The 20241-nt window shown below is 36.5% G+C and carries 24 protein-coding genes and 1 pseudogene; 2 read left to right on the top strand and 23 right to left on the bottom strand.

The genetic code is table 11. The annotated features are described in order from the left end of the window. Positions 1–7: 7 nt before the first annotated feature. The 22 genes and pseudogenes from SAUT_RS02520 to SAUT_RS02420 form a co-directional block, all read right to left on the bottom strand. Positions 8–1228 (bottom strand): NAD(P)/FAD-dependent oxidoreductase, encoded by a 1221-nt coding sequence (locus SAUT_RS02520; protein ID WP_013326308.1) that lies wholly within the window; start codon positions 1226–1228, stop codon positions 8–10. Between the two features lie 18 nt (positions 1229–1246). Then, complete coding sequence (locus tag SAUT_RS02515) at positions 1247–1885, bottom strand: 4Fe-4S dicluster domain-containing protein (protein WP_013326307.1); 639 nt, start codon at positions 1883–1885, stop codon at positions 1247–1249. 11 nt (positions 1886–1896) lie between these two features. Next, positions 1897–2277, bottom strand: a complete 381-nt coding sequence (locus SAUT_RS02510; RefSeq protein WP_013326306.1) for a carboxymuconolactone decarboxylase family protein — start codon at positions 2275–2277, stop codon at positions 1897–1899. A gap of 84 nt (positions 2278–2361) precedes the next feature. After that, complete coding sequence (locus SAUT_RS02505; protein WP_013326305.1) at positions 2362–2607, bottom strand: hypothetical protein; 246 nt, start codon at positions 2605–2607, stop codon at positions 2362–2364. A gap of 15 nt (positions 2608–2622) precedes the next feature. Further along, positions 2623–2865: a hypothetical protein gene (locus SAUT_RS02500; RefSeq protein ID WP_013326304.1), complete on the bottom strand. Its 243-nt coding sequence runs from the start codon at positions 2863–2865 to the stop codon at positions 2623–2625. Between the two features lie 2 nt (positions 2866–2867). Next, complete coding sequence (locus tag SAUT_RS02495) at positions 2868–3608, bottom strand: sulfite exporter TauE/SafE family protein (RefSeq protein ID WP_013326303.1); 741 nt, start codon at positions 3606–3608, stop codon at positions 2868–2870. A 1-nt stretch (position 3609) separates the two neighbouring features. Beyond that, entirely contained in the window at positions 3610–3972 is a 363-nt protein-coding gene (locus SAUT_RS02490) for a rhodanese-like domain-containing protein (protein WP_013326302.1), read from the bottom strand. A gap of 18 nt (positions 3973–3990) precedes the next feature. After that, a complete protein-coding gene (locus SAUT_RS02485; protein WP_013326301.1) occupies positions 3991–4641 on the bottom strand; it encodes an FmdE family protein in 651 nt (216 codons plus the stop codon). A gap of 20 nt (positions 4642–4661) precedes the next feature. Continuing rightward, positions 4662–5057: a rhodanese-like domain-containing protein gene (locus SAUT_RS02480; RefSeq protein WP_013326300.1), complete on the bottom strand. Its 396-nt coding sequence runs from the start codon at positions 5055–5057 to the stop codon at positions 4662–4664. Positions 5058–5127: 70 nt separating this feature from the next. Then, a complete protein-coding gene (locus tag SAUT_RS02475) occupies positions 5128–6786 on the bottom strand; it encodes a cation:proton antiporter (protein WP_013326299.1) in 1659 nt (552 codons plus the stop codon). 51 nt (positions 6787–6837) lie between these two features. Continuing rightward, positions 6838–7800: a twin-arginine translocation signal domain-containing protein gene (locus tag SAUT_RS02470; protein ID WP_013326298.1), complete on the bottom strand. Its 963-nt coding sequence runs from the start codon at positions 7798–7800 to the stop codon at positions 6838–6840. Positions 7801–7829: 29 nt separating this feature from the next. Then, a complete protein-coding gene (locus SAUT_RS02465; protein WP_013326297.1) occupies positions 7830–8471 on the bottom strand; it encodes a VIT1/CCC1 transporter family protein in 642 nt (213 codons plus the stop codon). A gap of 58 nt (positions 8472–8529) precedes the next feature. Beyond that, complete coding sequence (locus SAUT_RS02460; RefSeq protein ID WP_013326296.1) at positions 8530–9675, bottom strand: cation diffusion facilitator family transporter; 1146 nt, start codon at positions 9673–9675, stop codon at positions 8530–8532. Beyond that, on the bottom strand, positions 9672–10961 hold the full coding sequence (locus SAUT_RS02455) for an alginate export family protein (RefSeq protein ID WP_013326295.1): 1290 nt from the start codon (positions 10959–10961) through the stop codon (positions 9672–9674). The genes SAUT_RS02460 and SAUT_RS02455 overlap by 4 nt, the downstream gene beginning before the upstream one ends. 9 nt (positions 10962–10970) lie before the next feature. After that, the gene (locus SAUT_RS02450; protein WP_013326294.1) at positions 10971–11690 is read right to left on the bottom strand and encodes a DUF4395 domain-containing protein; all 720 of its coding nucleotides are present in this window, start codon (positions 11688–11690) and stop codon (positions 10971–10973) included. 67 nt (positions 11691–11757) lie between these two features. Further along, entirely contained in the window at positions 11758–12456 is a 699-nt protein-coding gene (locus SAUT_RS02445) for a 2,3-bisphosphoglycerate-dependent phosphoglycerate mutase (RefSeq protein ID WP_013326293.1), read from the bottom strand. A 1-nt stretch (position 12457) separates the two neighbouring features. After that, positions 12458–13291: a lipoyl synthase gene (gene lipA / locus SAUT_RS02440; RefSeq protein WP_013326292.1), complete on the bottom strand. Its 834-nt coding sequence runs from the start codon at positions 13289–13291 to the stop codon at positions 12458–12460. 23 nt (positions 13292–13314) lie between these two features. After that, positions 13315–14607: a dihydrolipoyl dehydrogenase family protein gene (locus tag SAUT_RS02435; protein WP_013326291.1), complete on the bottom strand. Its 1293-nt coding sequence runs from the start codon at positions 14605–14607 to the stop codon at positions 13315–13317. Positions 14608–14704: 97 nt separating this feature from the next. Further along, positions 14705–15973 carry a dihydrolipoamide acetyltransferase family protein gene (locus tag SAUT_RS02430; RefSeq protein WP_013326290.1) on the bottom strand — a complete coding sequence of 423 codons (1269 nt, stop codon included), beginning with the start codon at positions 15971–15973 and terminating at the stop codon, positions 14705–14707. After that, the gene (locus SAUT_RS11635) at positions 15966–16430 is read right to left on the bottom strand and encodes a transketolase C-terminal domain-containing protein (protein WP_425358064.1); all 465 of its coding nucleotides are present in this window, start codon (positions 16428–16430) and stop codon (positions 15966–15968) included. Before SAUT_RS11635 ends, SAUT_RS02430 begins: the two co-directional genes overlap by 8 nt. Next, a pseudogene (locus tag SAUT_RS11630) lies at positions 16431–16943 on the bottom strand (alpha-ketoacid dehydrogenase subunit beta); the annotation flags it as partial. Between the two features lies 1 nt (position 16944). After that, entirely contained in the window at positions 16945–17901 is a 957-nt protein-coding gene (locus SAUT_RS02420) for a thiamine pyrophosphate-dependent dehydrogenase E1 component subunit alpha (RefSeq protein WP_013326288.1), read from the bottom strand. A 120-nt stretch (positions 17902–18021) separates the two neighbouring features. Between SAUT_RS02420 and SAUT_RS02415 the strand changes: the two genes are divergently transcribed. Next, on the top strand, positions 18022–18471 hold the full coding sequence (locus SAUT_RS02415) for a permease (protein ID WP_245534119.1): 450 nt from the start codon (positions 18022–18024) through the stop codon (positions 18469–18471). Then, entirely contained in the window at positions 18468–18968 is a 501-nt protein-coding gene (locus SAUT_RS02410) for a permease (protein WP_013326286.1), read from the top strand. The genes SAUT_RS02415 and SAUT_RS02410 overlap by 4 nt, the downstream gene beginning before the upstream one ends. A 6-nt stretch (positions 18969–18974) precedes the next feature. On the opposite strand, the gene SAUT_RS02405 is transcribed toward SAUT_RS02410, so the two are convergent. After that, complete coding sequence (locus tag SAUT_RS02405) at positions 18975–20237, bottom strand: glucose-6-phosphate isomerase (RefSeq protein ID WP_013326285.1); 1263 nt, start codon at positions 20235–20237, stop codon at positions 18975–18977. Between the last annotated feature and the right edge of the window lie 4 nt (positions 20238–20241).

Raw genomic sequence — 20241 nt, 5'->3', positions numbered from 1 at the left:
TCTTTTTTTAAAGTAATTTTATCAGTTTATCTGTTGCCTCAAGCGCAAGATCCGGTGGCATATGCCCTTTATTATAATAGAGATAATTATCAAATCCCCATTTCATCATTTTTGCAATCGGTGAGTAAAAACCAATATCGACATTTCCGCCATATAAAACATTCGATTCTATGAGTGTTGTATTATGCCCGCCCATATTCATAATACAAAAGACAGATAAATCATGCGGAGGAATCTCTACATCTTCGCCAAGTTCTTTCATCAAGCTCGCAGCTGCTATACCGCCTTGTATAATGGCAACATGTCCAAGTTTTGGTTGAGCAAGCGCTGTAATGTCTCCTGCTGCAAAAATATTGTCAAAGTCTAAATGACGCATTGTTTTATCTGTTGGGATAAAACCTTTTTCATCGCCGATATTTGAATCTTTTAAAACTTGTGGCGCAGAATACGGCGGAATAATAATTGCCAAATCACAATCCATTTTCGTACCATCTTCAAAAGCTACAAAATCCTTGCCTATTTCCGTCAATTCTTTATTGTTTGACAAGTTCATTTGATACTCTTTCATAAACTTGCCAATAGCTTCACGCGGGGTATCGCCTACATCTTCAAAAAACACTTCTCCAGGAGTAAAAACATTTATACTGTAATCCTCGGCTCTTTTTTTGCCTTTATCTTTGTCAAGATAGTAATCAAGCATGAACATAATCTCGCCAATAGGACCTTCACAAGGTGCGCTAAGCGGTGGTGCATCGACACGTGTTCCCCAGGTACTTTTTGCAGCACCGGTAACTACTTTTCCGCCTTCAAAGGTTTTTACTCTTTCCCAAAGTCTTTGTGCCTGTTCATCATCACAAACAGAATATCCATATTCTCTAAAACCTTTGATGGCGTCATAGTCTTTAAGTGCACCGAGTGTTACCATCAGATAATCATACCCGACACTTTCTCCGCTTTTTAGTGATAAAGAATTGTTTTTTTCATCAATACTGACAACTTCATCCTGAATGAACTCAGCTCCGCGACTCTCAAGTGTATGCTTCAACTCTACCAAAGAGTGAGAAATCGGCGCACCTTCAAACGCAACCTCAGGCAAAGAAGGCTTTAAAAGTGAATGAGAACGTGAGTCAATAACTGTTACATCTATTTTTTTACCGATAAGATGACGGATTTTATAAAAGATATGTAATCCTGCAAACCCTGCACCTAAAATAACTACTTTTTTCATGACACTCTCCTTAATTTTTTATTTTACCCAAACCAAACCGGATTTATTAACCAAACCTCTTAATTCATTTAAAAAATCCGCTATATCCTCTTGTTTTGTCGATGTGACTTCAAACTCCATATGAGCAGGAGTATTTTCAAGCAAGCCTTTGAGTGTAGGTACTTCAAGTTTTAAATTGACTATATCAACAGCTTTGTCCTGTATGAACTCTTGAAGATTTTTCAGAAAGTTCTCTTCTGCAAATTCTCCTGCTATCATTACTCTTTGTTTTGTGACTTTTTCAGGTTTTGACTGTTGTTGATTACGTTCTTGAAGTGCCTGCAGTTTTTCTCTTTTTTCTTTTGCCTCTTTGTGGACAACTGAAAAGATTTTATGTTCTTTTTCTGCCTGCCAGACAATTTCTTGTGAAGGAAAAGATATGGCATGTGTCGGGCAGACACTTGCACATGTTGTGCATCCGACCATGCAGTTGTAAGGGTGCAAGACTTCTGCCTTTCGATGTTTACCATCGGGCAAAACCATATCGTAAACATCTCTTCCGCAAGTCACGAAACAAAGCTCACAACCGATGCACTTTACCTTGTCAACCGTTGGAAACCATGGAATCTCTTCTCGCTCTATTCCGTGCCACTGCGTTTTGCTGAAATCTTTTGCCATTTTACATCCCTTTATTTAGCTTCATGTTCCTTGATGATTTTAAGAACATCTTCCGCAGCACCGACAATACCGCTAAACGCAGCGTGTCTCACTATTTTAACAACTGAGAGCAGTTCTTCTTTAGAAACACCGGCATTTAATGCAGCATATGTTAAAGTATCGATACATGACTGATCTTTCATGCCAAGTGCGGCAGAAAAATAGACCAAAAGAGATGTTTTTGGATCAAGTGCATTTGTATCACTCTGCATACTCATTTTAGAGCTCATAGCTTGTTCTACAAGCATTTCCGGTGCTACATCCATCGCGAGACGAATTGAATTAGGAACACCCTCGTGTCCAAACTTTTCTTCCATTTGTGCTAAAACTTGTTCTGGTGTTGGCATTTGCATGACAAACTCCTTGTAAAATTAAATTGAGACAGGCTAAATCCTATCTTCAAAACACTCTGGAAACAGAGTGTTTTAAGCATAGTTTTACTTCTCTTTCTGCGCGCATTTTTTTGCACGTATCGCTTCTAAGTTTTTAACTTTTTTATCAAGTTCAAGCAACATATCATACTGCTCACTCCCCTTGAGATGATGTTCTTTCATAGATTTCTCTCTTTCTTCTATAGTCTCTCTCCATTCATCAAGAACTTCATCAGGTATAGTACAATCAAGTGCGGATTTTTTTTCGTTTTCAATGAGCCAATCAGCTATTCTCGCCATTACATGTAACATTATAAACGTCCTTTTCTAATCAGGTTTCGTACATTTTTTTGCACGAATCTCTTTAATCTTCTTTACCTCTTTTTCTACACCCAGTAGCATATCATACTGTTCCGTATCTGTTTTATGATGCTCTTGCATTCTTTTTTTACGTTCTTCTATAGTATCTAACCACTCATCAACAACTTCATCTGAAACACTACAGTCTAAAGCATCTTTTTTCTCATTTTCCAGCATTTTCATAGCTATTTTTTTCATTATATGTAACATTTTTACACTCCTATAAGTTTATAGATCATTTTTGCTGCAAGCAGCAACAATACGACTGCAATCAATTTTTTTACCTGCGAAGGTGTTAAACGGTAGTGCATAATTCTGTCACCCAGGTAGCCGCCTATGATTGCCGCCACTGTCACGACACCTAAAAGAATCCAGTCCATGTGTACAAAACTAAGATATGTCGCAAATGCACCAAGAGTTGAAAATGGAATCACAAAACTGATGGCATAGGCAGCTTTTTTCGCATCAAAACCCAAAAGAATCAAAAGCGGCATAATGAGTGAACCGCCACCGACACCAATAGTTCCTGAAATAAGCCCAACAGTTCCACCTATAACATAAAGAATCCATGCCTTGTCATAGACCACTTTTTGTTCTCTGTTTGAAAATATCAGCAATAAGGCACTTACAACCAAAAATGCAACAAGTACCCACTCCACAATCTCTTTTTGCACATACTGACTCATCCATGCACCTACAGGCGTTGCTATCATAATGGAAACGATCAGGGGAATCGCAAAACCAACATCCAAAACACCGCGAAAAAAGTTCATAATTGATGCAGTGATCGTTGAAGCGGAGTTTATGAACAATCCTATGGCTTTTGCCAGATTTAAGGGCATACCCATCATTGAAAATATAGGAACAAGCCCTATGGCTGAGCCTACGCCACCCATAGAAAAGAGTGTAGAGAGTGCCAATGTCAAGAAAAAGTATATGACATAATATTCCATCTTAGAGTTTTATCCCTTTTGCTTTTCCGCCTTTGAGTGCATCCATCAAGCCTAACAGCCCGCCTACAAGATACTTCACTTCAAAACCTTCACTTGCAAGATAAGTTCGTGCCATATTAGAGCGGTCAGTCTTTGGGCAAGCTACGACAATAAGCTTGTCTTTTGGCAGTTCATTTAATCTCTCAGGTAATTCGTTTGCCGGAATTTTTAATCCAAAATTCACTTGCCATACTGCTGTTTCAAAAGGCACACGAACATCAACAAGTTCACATTTCCCTTCATTATATAAAGAGACAAAATCTTCAATCTCTATACGCATATTGTTCATTTCACTCGGTACTATTTTTCTTGCTAATTCATTCATTTTTTTCTCCTTCACTATTTACTTAGAGCTATATGATATAGAACCTTGAGGTAAATTTGTAATTATTTTTTTCACAACCTCTTGCTGTATTTTAGCAAGTTTCATTATCTCTTGTTTTGTAGCTTTATGTTGCCCTACTTTTGGTTTAATAGTTTGGATTACTTTTGCTTCTTCTTTAGATAATATTTTCATTCTGTCTATAACTGCAGTCACGCTTTTTTTATTATCTTTTCTTGTAAACTTAATAGTGATAGTTCCTTTTTTACCTTGTAGGTTTGGATCTATAATAAAGTCATAATTAGTTTGTGCACGATTAAATCTTGTTCCTGTAAGATATGTAATAGCATCAACTATATCCATATTGTAAGTTGACATCTCTACATTAACACCGCGTCTTAGTGGTGTAGTGTTTGGGTAGAGTTTTTTAAGTGCATTTTTAGTGATAATAAACGCAGCTGTTGTACATCCACAGATATGTCCTGTAATAATTCCTGTATCTTCAAGAGATATCTTAAAGTTATCATGTCCCGGTGCTTTTGAGCCTGCTACCATTGCCTTATGGTCAACAATATTAATAGTACCTGCTTTTTCATAGAGTGGATTTCCTCCAAATGCCAATGTACCTGTTAAAATTGTTCCTAGAACTACTTTTGTTAATGTTGTTTTCATATTTTTTCCTTTGATTTAATTTAGTCTTTTAATTTTTTCATATAATCGCGTGCTTTATCACCACGTAAACCTTCAACTAGCCCTAACATTCCATCTGTGAGATATTTTGCATCAAAGCCCTGCAGTTTTAAATAAAGGCGTGCTATTTCAGCACGGTCGTAATGAGGACACATCGTTACTATGGTTTTGCTTTTATCTATCTCATCGAGTCTATCCGGCAGCTCATTGAGTGGTATATGATCGCCAAATCCTATATGCCATGCTTCATACTCTTCATTGAACCGAATATCTATTATTTGCAATTCGCCTTTTGCATATCTCTCAAAAAGCTCATCACGCTTTATTTTCATATCTTTTCGTTCTTGATAATCAAAACTTCTAAGATATTTATCGAACTCTTCTACTTTACTTTTCATAATTCTTCCTCTTATATCATAACTAACTATTTAGTTAATTATATACCTCTATCTCTAAAATATAACTTAATTATATCTCTACATCAACCGCTTTATCATCCGATAATGCTGCATATAGTTTGTCAAACAACATCTCAACACTGTCACCAGTTGTATACTGGGCAATAGCAATATGCTCTATACATGTAAAATGCTCTTTTATTTTATTTGCAAATTCCAAAGAGTTATCAACATCATTATGAGTTAATAAGATAGCATAGGTTTGCGCATTTATTTTTCCAAAATAGTCACTTTTTCTGACAAGCTTTTTATAAATTTGATGTGCAGTTAAAGCATCTGTTTGAAACGCCATCAGCGAAAAATCATATTTATAACGTTGTGCACGTTGAATCTCTTTTTCTACAATATCTTCAAAAGCCATCTCATTATATGCTTTTGAGAGTTGTTCTTTTTGGAGTAAATCCTGCACATTTTTTATCTCAAGATGATGTTCTTTTGCCGTATCAGAAATAAGCTTGTCTTTATTTGTATAAAGATATGCCATCAAAACTATAGTATAAAAGAAAATTGACAAGATAACAACGCCCAGAACAACCGCCAAGAACATCTCTTTATAAACGAAATTATCACTCAAAGAGACTATCATAATAAGTGCGAGCCCGCCTTTCATACCAGAGAGTGTCAAAATATTGTTCCAGAGTAATGAAAGTTTTCGGTATTTCACTAGAGGAACAATAACGATATAACGTATAATTGTTGTTAAAGTAAAGACATATAAAATTTCGACCTTATATTTTAAGAGCAGATCCAAATCTATAACATTTGCAATAGCTATGAAGATGACAGCATTGGCAAATTGGCCCAAATAATAAGCTTCTTTTTTATAGGCACGAAAAGAGCTCTCCAAGCTGCTTGGAGTATTGAGATGTTTAATGATCGCATTGTAGTTTCGTTTCTTGTAATGCCCTTCTTTATCGAACAAAAATTTAAAAAGCAGTACAGATATGACAACAGATAAAATTCCCGAGAGCTGCATTTTATCGGCTACTAAAAAAGCCATAGATGCCATTACATAGATAGATAAAAACTCTTCAAAACTGTTTTGTGATATTTTAAAACTGTAGTATCCAACCAGTCCCATCACGACACCGATAACAGCAGAAATAACAACTGTATAAATTGTTGTCTGTGTAAGCGTAGCAAAATCTAAATTATCCCCGTGTAAGATCGGTAATGCGATAAAAAAGAAAATAAGCATTGCCGTAATATCGTTAAAAAGACTTTCACCTTCAGCATATAACTTTAATTTTTGAGGGAGTTTGAACTTTGCGAAGATTGCACTCACAGAGATAACATCCGTTGCCATTAAAGGGGTAAAGACAATCAGCAACTCAAAGAGAGAAAAATGGTATTTAGTATCAACATAAAATGTCGCACCAACGGCTAGAGCGATAGAAACAATAACAGCTACAAATGCCAGATAAAAGATATCACCTGCATTCTCTTTTAATTCACTGCGTGAGAGTCCCAAAACATCAGGGATGAGGATGATAGGAAGCATCAGGTAAATAATCTCTTCAAAATTATTTCCTAATGTACTCAAATCTAAAAATGTATCTGCAATATATGCCAAGATAATAACAATCAGTACAAAAGGTACTTTTGTTTTATCTTCAAGAAATTTTGATACTAAAATAATCAATAATATAGCAGAAAAAACTTCGAGCACTAAAGATTCCTGCTATTACTATTTTTTCCCATTTTATATTATCCTTCTTAATTACGCTTTGTTATTGAGTATAATTGTTTCATAGAACGGCTCAACCGGACCTTCAACTATATATGGGAAAATTTTCATAACGTCAGCTCTAAAACGAGGGTCAGTATGAGAATTTTCATGGTCATATACACTCTCCCAAGTACCATGGAAAAGATAATGTGTTTTATCTCCATCAGAAAATGCACTTTGTAAAATCTCTGTAGAGATCGCTCTTCTATAGTGAAGATTTTGATAAGAACCAGGAATTCCTTTAGGAAACTTTGGATTATAGTCATAATCACCTTTTGCAGGACGGAAAGTATTTTGTGCTACTTTTAAAAGTGATGTACTCTTTTTATTAAATGCATTGACATCTTTTGTAAAAATACCAACATGATTGTTTACCGTAATATATCTGTTCGTCGGTTTGTCCTGTTGATTTTTTAAGAATTTTTCTATATCTGACTGCGAAGTATAAATGTGCTCTCGATCTCCTGCTGAAACAGTTTTATAAACACCTTCGCTGTAGTTTTTACTTAAAGGACCGTATTTTGAAATCACTTTACTAAACCACTCAGTTGTTTTGGATGCCATTAAATCATGATAATTTTCAAAACGGATAAAAAGAGAATAAAATAGAGGCATACTTCCCTCTTTACTTGCATCAAAATAAGCAGAACTAAGTACTCCTTTTAATTTTGTATCATAATTGTGTACCATTGTAGAATCACCAACCATGTTTTTTAAACTAAGTGATAAAAAACCTTTTGTTTTAGCTAAAACTTTATTGTATTGATTAACTTTGTCTAACAAATCATCTTTAAAGTTAGGCATAATACGAAATTCAATATAAAGTGTCACTGCACCCTTTGGAATTGTTTCACCTTTTGCCGGTTTCAACATACTTGAAGATGCCACTGCAGGCATCATTGCCATTGTTCCTGCAGCTACTGCTGCTGTTTTTAAAAAATTACGTCTTTGCATGATATATCCTTTGTTTATTTTAATTTTGTTTATGCCACAACGCCAAAAAGTTGACCTACTGCAGCTGTTAAGCCCATAGCAAGGGCACCCCAAAAAGTTACCCTGATGGCACCTTTTGTCATTGATGCACCACCTGCTTTTGCAGCGATTGCACCCAATACTGCCAGAAATAAGAGTGATGCCACGGATACGCTTATTATCAGCTGCTCTTGAGGCACTAACCAAGCAGTAAGCAGAGGCATTGCCGCACCTACCGTAAAAGAAGCTGCTGATGAGAGTGCTGCTTCTATAGGATTTGATTTGCCACCTTCGGTGATGCCCAATTCATCTCTGGCATGAGCATCAAGTGCATCATGTTCCATAAGTTGAGATGCCACCTCTTTTGCGAGTTCCGGCTTAATCCCTCTTGCTTCATAAATCTGTGCCAACTCTTCTTTTTCATAGGCTTCATTCTCTTGAAGTGCTTTTTTCTCCAATTCCAAATCTGCATTCTCGGTGTCAGCCTGAGAACTGACAGATATGTATTCTCCCGCTGCAATACCGACAATAAGACTCGCAGTAGAAACTATTCCATCATTGGCACCAAGCACTGCAGCTCGTAGCCATCCTATACGATGGGACTTATGCGCTTCTTCTATATGAATGGTAACTGTTGTATTTTCATTACTCATTTAACCTCCTTTAAAAAATTACTAACTAACTATTTAATTAATTATATTCCTTTAAATATTAATTTGTACTTAATGTAATATCTAGCGTCTCAAACAATGCTAATATATTTTCATCTATATCTTTTTTGTTTACTACAACTTCATCTACATTATTTCTTATCATCCATGCGACGAGTTTAAAGGCTTTGGCTTTGCCATCACTTGCAACAGGACTTTTTATTATCTGTTCACTAAGTACTTCTTCATCTGTTTTTTTAATGATTTTTAACCATACGGCATGTTTGAAATCTTCACTTATATTTTTATTTTCATCCAAAAGTTCTATGATTGTTTTATAAGGCAGATGTTGTGGTTCATAATGTATTGTTACGGCTTCAAGTTCTTCTATCTCATTATGTAATTGATTGACGATCTTATCTATCGTTGTATGTGCTTTTTTCATCATTGTTTCATCGATGTTCACTTCAATATCTGCAAAATAAACACTACCTGATTTTCTCACCATAATTCTTTTAATTTCTGTAATATCACTGTATGAGAGGATAATAGATTTTATTTTCTTAGTAAGTTCAATATCTGCTGCATCTAAAAGAGAAAGTGTCGCTTCTTTTAAAACATCATACGCACCTTCAAAAATCATAAACACAATGATAACTACAGCAATTTCCTGCGCATAAGCAATATGGTATTGATGTGCGATTAAACCTACTACAACAATGAACCCTGCACCAATGTCACCAAGCCAGTTAATTGCATCAGCTTTTACACCTGGAGAATTCAGCCTTTTTGCAGCTTTTAATTCAAAAAAATAAAATATAAACTGAATAGTAATAAGCACTAAAATAAAGAGAACCGTACTGAGTATATTTGTTGGTGTTTGTATACCACTTTCAAAAAAAACAGAATGAACTATTTCATAGCCGGCAAATAAAATACCAAAACCGCCAAAAAATGCCGCCATATCTTCTAATTTATGCAGACCGTAGGGGAAACGTTCAGATTTATGCGCCGCAAAAAAGAGTGCCAAAAAAATGAGTAATGCACCAAAAACATCCGATATAGAATGGATTCCGTCTGCCATAACCAGCGTAGAACCCATAAACCAGCCCCATCCTAATTTTGCAGCTGCTAAAGATGCGTTTAGTAAGGTGGAGGCAAAAAGCCAGCTTTTTTTTTCATCGACGTTTTTTAGTGCATTTATCATAATTTATATTCAAATTGCAAAAACAGATGCTGTGCATTGTTGTCGGCAACACTGTTTTTTACAAATGCTCCTGCTTTAAAATAGGCATAAATAAAAGAGACTTTTATATTTTTTACAGGCTTGTAAAAAAATTCTGCGTCTATTTCATCCCCTAATTTTTTATCAAGATAGCCTGATTTGTTTACATATCCGTAATATGCCCACTTTCCGCTTGCGTCTGCAAGACTAAAATCATGATAGGTAAATTTTGTATTTATTTTACTTGTTGGATATAAATAGAGTGCTATTTGATTGTCTTGCATATTTGCCCAGTTTATTAAATCCATCCGTCCGTAATGACTGCCGTCTGTTGAACCGAAGGGCGTTGTAAAATCTTTACCTGCGTATACTCTGCCAAGCACGATTTTTGGTTTTAATACTGCTGTTTTAAATTGATAACCGCCTTTAACAATGTAAGCGAAATCATTGATTTTTTGGCTGCCTTCTTTGCCTGATTCATTCACATAGGTCACATCATAAGTAAAATTCTTGTAATCGTTTTCATATAATCTTGCTCCGGCATAGTTAAGATACTCATAACTTTTCTGCTCTGAACTAATCTTTGGAATTAAACTATGTTTATAAACATAAAAAGGCTCAACAACGCCTTGTAATATCGTTTGAAAATGAGAATATACAATGGCACCTTCATACAGATGTTTCTCGATCATACTAAATTTATTCGGATCTTTCGTCCTAGTGCGTCCGTACCAGGCATCTATAAAATTTTCATCAAACTTGTAAGAGAATCTGCCCGCATCCCAAAGCCATCCGATTGTATTGCCCCAGCTTCCTGGACCTATAATACGTTTGTCACCATAAGCAATGTCTTGACGGCCTACTTTAAAAGATAAATTCTGTATGCCTAGAGATTTAAATGTTAGAGAAGCATCATAGAGTTCAAAATGTTCATGGTAAGGGTTCATAGCATAGGAGTAAGGTGTATTTTTATTTTTTATGAAGTCAGAGTCAGCTAAAGAACTACCCCACTCTCTTGCATCATACATAATGAGTGAGTAGTCTATGTTGGAAGTTTTATATTCTCCTCCGAGCATAATTCTTTGGAGTAAAATAGCGTCATTACTATCACCTACTTTTTTACCATTAGCATCTATTGAAGAATCTCCATACGCTTTTTTATTAAAACCACTCCAACTCTCCACACGCTCTCTCAAAGAACCTACAACAGAAAGTCCATCAGCATAAAGAAAAGAGGCCAAACTCAATAAAAGCAGAATATTTTTCATAACTAATTTCTAAAAATCGTCGTTTTCAAACTCTTGATCGGCTTTTTCATCTTCAATTCTTTGCAATTCTGCATCACTCGTCATTATTTTTTTCATTTTTTTAGTCAAGTTTGTTCTGTCGGGTAGTTTTGTCATATAGGCAAATGCCCCATAGAACATAGCAATCGCGGTAAGTATAACTATTATCTTTTGTATAGGGTTAAATCTTTGAATAGGTTCTTTAATCTTCATTTCACAAACATCACCGGGGCAATGTGTTGCCTTTTCTCTTTTAACAAGATTAAAAATTTTACAGCCCAAACATACGGAAAAAGCAGATTCAAAAAAGAGCAGTCCCATACAAATAAGACATACTAATACTTTCAGCGGGTTTGGCTGAAAATCAATCACAAGATAATAAAACATAGGCCATGCCAAAATCATTCCCAAAGCCCAGGCAAATCTTTTTTGTGCTGCGCCTACATACTCAGGTGTTTGATTACGCACAAAAAAACGTCCTAACAACAAACTTGGGGCATATCGCGGTTGAATAACTCGCATTGTAAAATCAATTGCAAAAAAACTCACAAAATATTCGGAAAATACTGCCGTTCCTAACATCACACCATTTGTAAGGCCTAAAAAAGCACCTACAAAAAGTATTGCAGCTGCTGCTCTGGCCTCACGTTCATTCAACATCCGGACATCATACCCGGGTACTTTTTCACCATATGCAAAAAATTCTTTCATTTTTTTCCTTTTAACTAAGAGTTTAATTATAACACAAATTATATTAATATCAATATATCTTGATATTTTAACCTATTAAAACATTTTTCTCTATAATTTTCATATCACAGTCAAAAGTATATACAATTATTTCTCCCGTTGGTATCTCAAAAGAGACTATATTTGTTTCACTGATTTGTTCTAATTCCATCACCAAAGCACGTAAAGAGTTTCCATGTGCCGAAATTAAAACTGTTTTTTGTTCCTGCAGTTTAGAAATAATCTGCTCTGAATAATACTCTAAGACTCTTTTTTTTGTATCTTTGAGCGATTCATTCAGGGGTAAAAGCTTTTTATCAATATTTGCATATTTTTTATCATTTGAAACACATCTTGCGTCATTGGGTTTGAGTGGTGGTGGAGCTACATCATAGCCGCGTCTTACGGCTAAAAATTTTTCTTCTCCATATTCATTTTTTACCTCATCTTTATCTCTACCCTGCCAATCACCATAGTGCCTTTCGTTGAGTTTATAACTTCTAAGCGAATCGATATGCTCCCACTCCAACTCTTTTAGCAAAATCTGTGCAGTATGAATGGCACGATTGAGCCAGGATGTAAAGCAAATATCTGGATAAATATTATTTTTTTTCAAAAGTAGTCCGGCTTTTTTTGCTTCATCTATGCCCTGTTCACTTAAATCAATATCTGTCCATCCTGTAAAAATATTTTTTTGATTATAAATACTTTGCCCGTGACGCACCAAAACCAACCTTGCTTTACTCATTTCATTCTCCCAAATTTTCTGCAAAATAAGAACTTCTCACCAAAATACCCGATGCTACAGCCCTAAAACCCATACCTAAAGCCTCTTCTTTCATCTCGTCAAAAAATTCCGGCGGGTAATATTTTTGTACCTTGTGATGTGACGGAGTCGGCTGCAAATACTGTCCCAGCGTCAATTCACTTACACCGACATCCAGAAGTTCTTTCATTGTTACTAAGAGTTCCTCCTTTGTTTCACCGAGTCCAAGCATCAAAGAAGACTTTACATGTAACCCTGAATTTTTTGCATAATACTCTAAAACTTTTAACGAACGATCATAATTACTTTGTGGACGCACACCTTTACTCAGACGTCTTATGGTCTCCTGATTATGTGCAAGCTTGTGAGCATTTGCGCTTATTATGGTATCTAAAGCTTCTGTGTTGTACTTAAAATCAGGTGTTAAAAGTTCTATTTTTGTATTTGGATTTTGCTCTTTTATTGCCTGCACACATGCAGTAAAATGCTTTGAACCATAGTCTTTTAAATCATCTCTATCCACTGAAGTAATTACAACATACTTTAACTGCAGCTCTTTTATAGCCTTAGCCAAACGTTGTGGCTCATTTATATCAACATCTTTACCATGTCCTGTTTTTACATTACAAAAAGTACATGCTCTTGTGCATGTGTCGCCTAGAATCATAAACGTAGCACTGTTTCGCGCATAGCACTCTGCCCTGTTTGGACAGGCTGCTTCTTCACATACTGCTGTTAATGCATTCGATTTTAGAATACTTTGCATGTTTTGTAAAAATTCCGGGTTTGGTACTTTTATTTTTGGCTTATATATCATCAAAACTCCTTTTTGAAGATACTTTATAATTTATAAAATGTTCTCTCTAATGCTTCACTAAATGTAGGGTGTCCAAAAATGGTTCTTTTTGCCTGTGCTGCATCCATCTCACCTGCAAGGCTCATACCGACTATTGCTGCTAATTCCTCTGCATTTGGTGCCAAAATTTCAGCACCGACTATAAACCCATTATTGTCTGTGTAACTAATCATCAAGCCCGCAGAAGCATGATTATACGCGGAATATGGAAACTGACTCAAAGGCACAACACCTGATTTCTCACCATCGGTTTTGCCCACGACAGCATAACTCATAGGCAGGATATGAATAAACTTTACAACATGATCAAGATTTAATGGACGCGGATTCTTTCCCAAAATACGTTCCGTGACATTCAAAACCTCCGCTCTTGCGGCATGTGCAAGTTGGAGTTTGCCGTTACAATCGCCTATGGCGTAATGTTTTGCAAGCGTTGTCTCAAAAAACCTGTCGGTTACAATGCCTTTTTCAACTTTTATATCTTTACATGTAAGAAAATCTACATTTGGTCTGCGTCCTGCTGCTACAAGCAAAACAGGTATATATATACTGCTTTTGTCTTCAAATGTAATATGCACGCCTTTTTTTGTACTTTTTGCTGTTTTTATCCCGTGGTTTTCAAGAATTTTCACACCGATTTTTTCCAGCTGGTTTTTTATCTCTTTTTGAATAAGTGGATTTGACTGTTTTAAAATTTTGCCGCTGTGATTGATAAGCGTCACTTCTACGCCTGCCGTTGCAAAGAAGCTTGCCATTTCCAGCCCTATTGCCCCGACGCCGTAAATGGCAATTTTTTTCGGCAGTTCCTGCATCATTAAAACTTCATCACTCACAATAATATCTTTAGTATTATATTCGATACCCTCAGGAACAAAAGAATGTGAACCCGTTCCCATGACTATATGCTCGGCTTCAAGAATCTCACCGTTTATTTCGACCTTATGCGGCTCTTTGAGCTTTGCTTCGCCCTCTATTAAATCTACATGAGAGCACTGTTTTGTAATTGCATGCCACGCGTTCTCTATCAAATTTGTTTTTTTATGAAAAAGTTTTTGCATACAAAGTACTGCTTCACCCTCTAAAATATCACTTTTACTCTCATACACAACATTTGCATAATGTAAAAACATTTTAGAAGGAATACACCCTTTATGCAGACAAACACCGCCGAGCTGCTTCATATCTTTTTCAATTAAAGCCACTTTTTTTCCGTTTTTAGCAGCAACGATTGCCCCGGCATAGTTCAATCCACCGCCGATGAAAATTATGTCGTACATATTTTACCCCTCTTCTGATTTTAAATTATTTTCTTGGCTCTTTGGAAGCGATGCTTTAGCTTCGCCGTTTAGGCTTTGAAGCAACTCAACCCAGATTTTAGTGTGGATTCTGAAAAAACAGAGGATTTTGCACCTCTTGTTTGACATCCTGTATAAAGAGTGCTGCTTCATAACCGTTTATCAACCTATGATCGGCACTTAGTGTTATAGAAATTTTCCCTTCATTCACTCTGCCCACAGCCACGACACCTGAGTCATTTTTGTTTATCATGGCATCAAAACGCTCCACTCCCAGCATGCCCAGATTTGAAATGCTAAAGCTTGAACCCTGCATATCTGCTGCAGTAAAAGAGTTTTCTTTGAGCTTTGTTTTAAAGTTTTCAAGCTCTTTTGCAATTTCTGCAATAGAGCGTTTATTTGCATCTTTTACAACCGGCATATAAAGATTTTGACTGTCTGCCACTGCCACAGAAATTGAAGCGTTGGAGCTTATGATAAGCGCATCATTTTGCAGACGCGCGCGAAAAGAGTCATGCGCCATCATCACTTTTGCAAAAATCTTTATAAGCCAGGCCGTAATGCTGTAAGCCTCATTTTTTACAAACAATGCCGCATCAATATGCTCATACAGATGATAAACAGGTTTTTGTGCCGAAGCCGTGACATTGGCAATAATTGCCTTTTGCATCTGGCTCAAAGGCTGCGGCAGAGGTGTTTCGTTGTTTGCAATAAACTCTTGAATTTCTGTTTCGTCAATTTTATGATTGAGTTCAAATGTTGCAATATCCAAGCCGTACTTATCCAAAAGTTTTAATGCTTTTGGCGTAAAATAATGCTCTCTTAAGTACTCCTCTACATCCTCTACATGTAACACGCTTTTGGATGTTTTTTGCGCAATTATTTGCGTATCAATTCCATACTGTCCAGCTTTGGCTCTTGCTTTTGGAGATATACCGCTTGTGGCTTCTTTAGATATATGTTTTATAACAGATGTCTGGAGATTTGGCTCTGTTTTTGTTTCTTTTTTAACTGTGGGTTTTGGCTCTTGTTTTACTACAGGCTTTGGCGCTGGTTTTTTCACCGGTAGTTCATCAGTTGCTGCTGACGTTGACTCTTTTGCATCTTTTACACCGCCTGTTTCAATTTTAGCGATAACTTCCCCTACAGGAACAACATCACCCTCTTTAGCCGTTATTTCTTTAACAACACCACTTTTAAAACTCTGCATCTCCATAATCGCCTTGTCACTTTCAACTTCGGCAATCACATCTCCCGGATTTACTTTTTGTCCCTCTTTGACTTTCCAGCTTATTAGCTTGCCCTCATCCATCGAGTCTGAGAGCTGCGGCATTACTATTTCATACATCGTTTTTCTTTCCCCACGCTACAATATCACGAACGATGGACTCCGGTGTAGGAATACTTGCAAGTTCTAAACTTCTGTTATAAGGAATCGGTACATCCTCTCCTGCCAAACGCAAAGGAGCTGCATCTAAAGCATAAAACATCTCCTCTGCCGCCCAGGAGACTATTTGTGCGCCGTAGCCTCCTGTTTTATGATCTTCTTCAACCATTACCAAGCGTGATGTTTTCTCCATTGACTTGCTGAGTGTTTCATAATCTACCGGGTTTAAAGAGCACAAATCGATTACTTCACAAGAGCATCCCAACTCTTTTTCTATTTCAGGAACCGCAAGCAGCACATCATCAAGTATTTTCAAATAGCTCACTATCGTAATATCACTGCCTTCTTTGGCGATTCTTGCCTTAAAAGGATCAAGCTCCTGCTCAAAATCAACTTCCCCTTTTTTGTTATACAGCAATTCATGTTCTATAAAAATAACAGGATCATCCAATAAAACAACATGTTTTAAAGCATGATAGGCATAATTTACGTCATTGACACTAAGGACTCTTAATCCCGGTACAGCAGATAACATCTGCTCATAACTTTCACTGTGTTGTGCCCCAAGTTGACGACTTACTCCCTGCGGAAATCGAACAACCATAGGCAATATAATTTTACCGTTACTCATATAATGCAGTTTTGCCATATGATTGATAATCTGATCAAATGCAAGCAGTGAAAAATTTCCCGTCATTAACTCAGCCACAGGACGCAGTCCTCCAATGGCCATTCCTACAGCATTGCCTACAATGCTCAGCTCTGCTATAGGTGTATCAATGACTCTTTTCTCACCGTACTTTTCAACCAGTCCTTCGGTCACACGGAAACTTCCTCCGTAAAGTCCAACATCTTCACCAAGCGTAACGACTGTATCATCCGCGCTCATCATTTCATCAAGTGCCCTGTTTAATGCTTCACGATACAACATATTAAGCTTCCTCATCAAAAACATTTTCATATAGTACTCTCAACTCCGGTTGGGGAGAATTCTCAGCATACTCTACTGCTTCTTGAATTGTTTTTTGTACTTTTGCCTCTATCTCTTCTAGCTCTTTATCTGTGCACAGCCATTTTTCTTTAAGCTCATTTTTAAAATATTCTATCGGATCTTTTGCCTTGCAGTGTTTCATTTCCTGCGCTGAACGGTAAGCATTAGAATCACTCACTGAATGTCCCTCGTATCTGCAGGTAAAAGCCTCTATAAAAATTGGTCCATGCCCCTCTTCAATCTGCTTTTTAGCTTTTTTCACACACTCATATACAGCCTCTGCATCCATACCATCCACAGAATATGTCAGCATATAAGGTTCGGCTTTTTTTGCCTGTTCTTTAAAAGGTGCAACTCTCGTTATTTTAGTAGCTATTGCATATTGGTTATTTTCACATACAAAAAGAAGCGGAAGTTTATGTGCAGCAGCTATATTTAATGATTCAAAAAATGCACCGCCGTTTGTTGCTCCGTCGCCGAAAATTACCATCACACCCTCCTCACTGCCCTGCAAATCTCTTGCGTAGGCACAGCCGACTGCATTTGGGAGTTGCCCGCCGACTATAGCATCACCGCCGTAAAAAAATCTTGAAGGCTCAAAAAGATGCATAGAACCGCCTTTTCCACCGCTCACGCCGGTACTTTTTCCAAAAAGTTCAGCCATTATTGCTTTTGGTTCTATCCCACGTGTTATTGCCATAATATGTTCGCGGTAGCCTGAAAATATATCGCCTTTTTCAAAAGCTTTTATGGCAGCGACACTAAAAGCCTCCTGTCCAATATCCAAATGTAAAAATCCTGATACATTTCCTTTCATATAGTTCTCTTTTGCCCCATACTCAAATGCACGCCCCAGAATCATTAAATAGTACATATCTTCAGCAACTAATTTATTCATCTTTTTTGCCTTTATATCGCTTTTATTTATTGTATACCTTTTCAAGTAAATATGCAAAAAAACAATCTAAAAAAAGCTATTTTTGTTGTTTATTAATATTTTATACCCTATAATCAAAATATGAAGTCAGCGATAATGCAAAAAATAAAAACAGCCAGTATAAATACTTTAAAAAACCTGTGGATGATAACACCTATGCTTTTAGCCGTCATAGGTCTTGTCGGGCTCTTTGAAACATATATCACACCGCAAATAATTCACTCCCTTTTTAATGCACATGTGATACATGACACAGTTATTGGAACGGTAGCCGGTGCCGTCTCAGTCGGGCAGCCGTTTTTGAGTTACATTATTGGAGGAGAACTGCTCAAAGAGGGTGTCTCTTTTTATGCGGTAACGGCATTTATACTCTCTTTTGTAACTCTAGGTGTTATACAGCTTCCTTTGGAATTTTCCATATTTGGTATGAGGTTTGCGATAATTCGCAATATTTTAAGCATTATTTTTGCACTTATAATTTCATGGGTAACCGTTTATACCTTAAATTTATTCCATGGATTTTTCGCGTGAGTAAGAAAAAACAGCCAAAAAACAGAAGCGGCATTATTATGCTTATAGTTGTAATACTCCTCTATGTTGTTCTCTATTTTTATAATCCCGATAAAATTTTTGCATCCCTTAAGGCAAGTTTAAATGTTTTAAAGATGATAGCCCCGATTTTACTCATTGTTTTCTTTTTGATGGCACTGCTCAATACCTTCATAGATGAAAAAAGCATTGCAAAACATTTAGGCAAAGAGAGCGGAGTCAAAGGCTGGTTTATCGCTCTTTTTGGCGGCATTTTAAGTCATGGACCGGGCTACATCTGGTACCCGATGCTGCAAGAGTTACGCAAAAAAGGAGCACTTGACGGGCTGCTTGTCGCCTTTTTATATGCACGTTCAATCAAACTCCCATGGCTGCCGCTTATGATAAGTTATTTCGGCATAAGTTTTACGATTGTACTGAGTTTTTACGTTGTTCTGGGTGCATTTGTTCAAGGAGTCATTACAAACAGACTGAAATAATACCAATTAGCTGCTCTTTGTAAACTTTTTGAGTAAAATCTGCTTTCCAATTTCAACGCCGGGCTGATCATATGTATTGACACCGAGCATAATCCCGCACAGAGAAGTAAGAAGTTCATAATACATAATGAGTTTTCCGATATTTTTTTCATTTAAAACATCCAGCGTAACTGCATCAACATTAATGCCCTCTTTTACTATGCTCTCTTTTGTAGCTTCACACTCTCCGTCTATAAGCTCGTTAAAACTGTAACCGTTGATATAATCCGTTTTTTCTATGAATTTCAGCGTGATATCGGGTACTTTTATATCTTTTTCAAAATTATCAACTTTTATAAACGTCACTGTTTTATCTCTTGGACCCTGCATAATAAGCTGTAAAAAAGAGTGTTGATCAACCGAACCGATATGTCCGATAGGCGTAAGTCCCGTATGATTTCCCTGCTTGTCTATTTTTCCTAAAGATTCACCCCACAACTGCACATACCATTTAGTAAAATCTTCCAAACAGTTTGCATAAGAAAAAACTACATTCATCGGTGTCTCTTTTTTATGTTTTGTTAAAAAAACTGCTTTTTTTAGTATATGATTCTCTTTTTTTGTAAAAAAACGCTCAGCCATAATGGATGCACCCTCAAGAATACTTTTCATATCGTATCCGGCTATTGCAAGCGGTACGACACCCACAGCACTCAAAACAGAAAAACGTCCTCCGACATTTGAAGGAATAAGAAAAGATTCAATACCGTAATACTTAGAAAACTTATGCAAAACGGAGTCTTCATCTGTTATTGTAGTAACCCGACTCTTATCACCGTCTGCAAAATCAAGTGAAAATCTCTCTATAATCTCTTTAAATATAGATATGGTCTCAATCGTAGAACCTGATTTTGAGACAATTATAAAAAGTGTTTTTTCTTTTTCAATAGAAGCTAATTTTTCAGACAAATCAATCTCATCAGGATTTTCCAAAAAGAGCATCTTTTTTACATCTGTGTTTTGATGTTTAAAAATAGAATCAATGGCTTTTGTTCCAAGCGATGAACCGCCGATACCTATGATTACTATCGTATCACTCTTTTTTATAAACTCATTTGATGCAGCATAAGCAAGTGCATCTTCCATAATCTCCAAAGAATCCTCTCCAAGTGTAAAATACCCAGAAACACCGTTTTCTTTTTCAAGTAGAATCTTTTGATAAGCTTCCTGCATCATTTCATCTATACTTTTATCACTTTCCCATGTAAAATCATTATCAAATTCAATCATTAAA

The sequence above is a fragment of the Sulfurimonas autotrophica DSM 16294 genome (genome assembly GCF_000147355.1).
GTDB classification, from domain to species: domain Bacteria; phylum Campylobacterota; class Campylobacteria; order Campylobacterales; family Sulfurimonadaceae; genus Sulfurimonas; species Sulfurimonas autotrophica.
This window is presented reverse-complemented; position numbering and strand designations above follow the sequence as displayed.

Coding starts and splice junctions, on each gene's coding strand:
- SAUT_RS02520 (WP_013326308.1), bottom strand. CDS start 1,228: ATGAAAAAAGTAGTTATTTTAGGTGCAGGGTTTGCAGGATTACATATC.
- SAUT_RS02515 (WP_013326307.1), bottom strand. CDS start 1,885: ATGGCAAAAGATTTCAGCAAAACGCAGTGGCACGGAATAGAGCGAGAA.
- SAUT_RS02510 (WP_013326306.1), bottom strand. CDS start 2,277: ATGCAAATGCCAACACCAGAACAAGTTTTAGCACAAATGGAAGAAAAG.
- SAUT_RS02505 (WP_013326305.1), bottom strand. CDS start 2,607: ATGTTACATGTAATGGCGAGAATAGCTGATTGGCTCATTGAAAACGAA.
- SAUT_RS02500 (WP_013326304.1), bottom strand. CDS start 2,865: ATGTTACATATAATGAAAAAAATAGCTATGAAAATGCTGGAAAATGAG.
- SAUT_RS02495 (WP_013326303.1), bottom strand. CDS start 3,608: ATGGAATATTATGTCATATACTTTTTCTTGACATTGGCACTCTCTACA.
- SAUT_RS02490 (WP_013326302.1), bottom strand. CDS start 3,972: ATGAATGAATTAGCAAGAAAAATAGTACCGAGTGAAATGAACAATATG.
- SAUT_RS02485 (WP_013326301.1), bottom strand. CDS start 4,641: ATGAAAACAACATTAACAAAAGTAGTTCTAGGAACAATTTTAACAGGT.
- SAUT_RS02480 (WP_013326300.1), bottom strand. CDS start 5,057: ATGAAAAGTAAAGTAGAAGAGTTCGATAAATATCTTAGAAGTTTTGAT.
- SAUT_RS02470 (WP_013326298.1), bottom strand. CDS start 7,800: ATGCAAAGACGTAATTTTTTAAAAACAGCAGCAGTAGCTGCAGGAACA.
- SAUT_RS02465 (WP_013326297.1), bottom strand. CDS start 8,471: ATGAGTAATGAAAATACAACAGTTACCATTCATATAGAAGAAGCGCAT.
- SAUT_RS02460 (WP_013326296.1), bottom strand. CDS start 9,675: ATGATAAATGCACTAAAAAACGTCGATGAAAAAAAAAGCTGGCTTTTT.
- SAUT_RS02455 (WP_013326295.1), bottom strand. CDS start 10,961: ATGAAAAATATTCTGCTTTTATTGAGTTTGGCCTCTTTTCTTTATGCT.
- SAUT_RS02450 (WP_013326294.1), bottom strand. CDS start 11,690: ATGAAAGAATTTTTTGCATATGGTGAAAAAGTACCCGGGTATGATGTC.
- SAUT_RS02445 (WP_013326293.1), bottom strand. CDS start 12,456: ATGAGTAAAGCAAGGTTGGTTTTGGTGCGTCACGGGCAAAGTATTTAT.
- lipA (WP_013326292.1), bottom strand. CDS start 13,291: ATGATATATAAGCCAAAAATAAAAGTACCAAACCCGGAATTTTTACAA.
- SAUT_RS02435 (WP_013326291.1), bottom strand. CDS start 14,607: ATGTACGACATAATTTTCATCGGCGGTGGATTGAACTATGCCGGGGCA.
- SAUT_RS02430 (WP_013326290.1), bottom strand. CDS start 15,973: ATGTATGAAATAGTAATGCCGCAGCTCTCAGACTCGATGGATGAGGGC.
- SAUT_RS02420 (WP_013326288.1), bottom strand. CDS start 17,901: ATGAATAAATTAGTTGCTGAAGATATGTACTATTTAATGATTCTGGGG.
- SAUT_RS02415 (WP_245534119.1), top strand. CDS start 18,022: ATGAAGTCAGCGATAATGCAAAAAATAAAAACAGCCAGTATAAATACT.
- SAUT_RS02405 (WP_013326285.1), bottom strand. CDS start 20,237: ATGATTGAATTTGATAATGATTTTACATGGGAAAGTGATAAAAGTATA.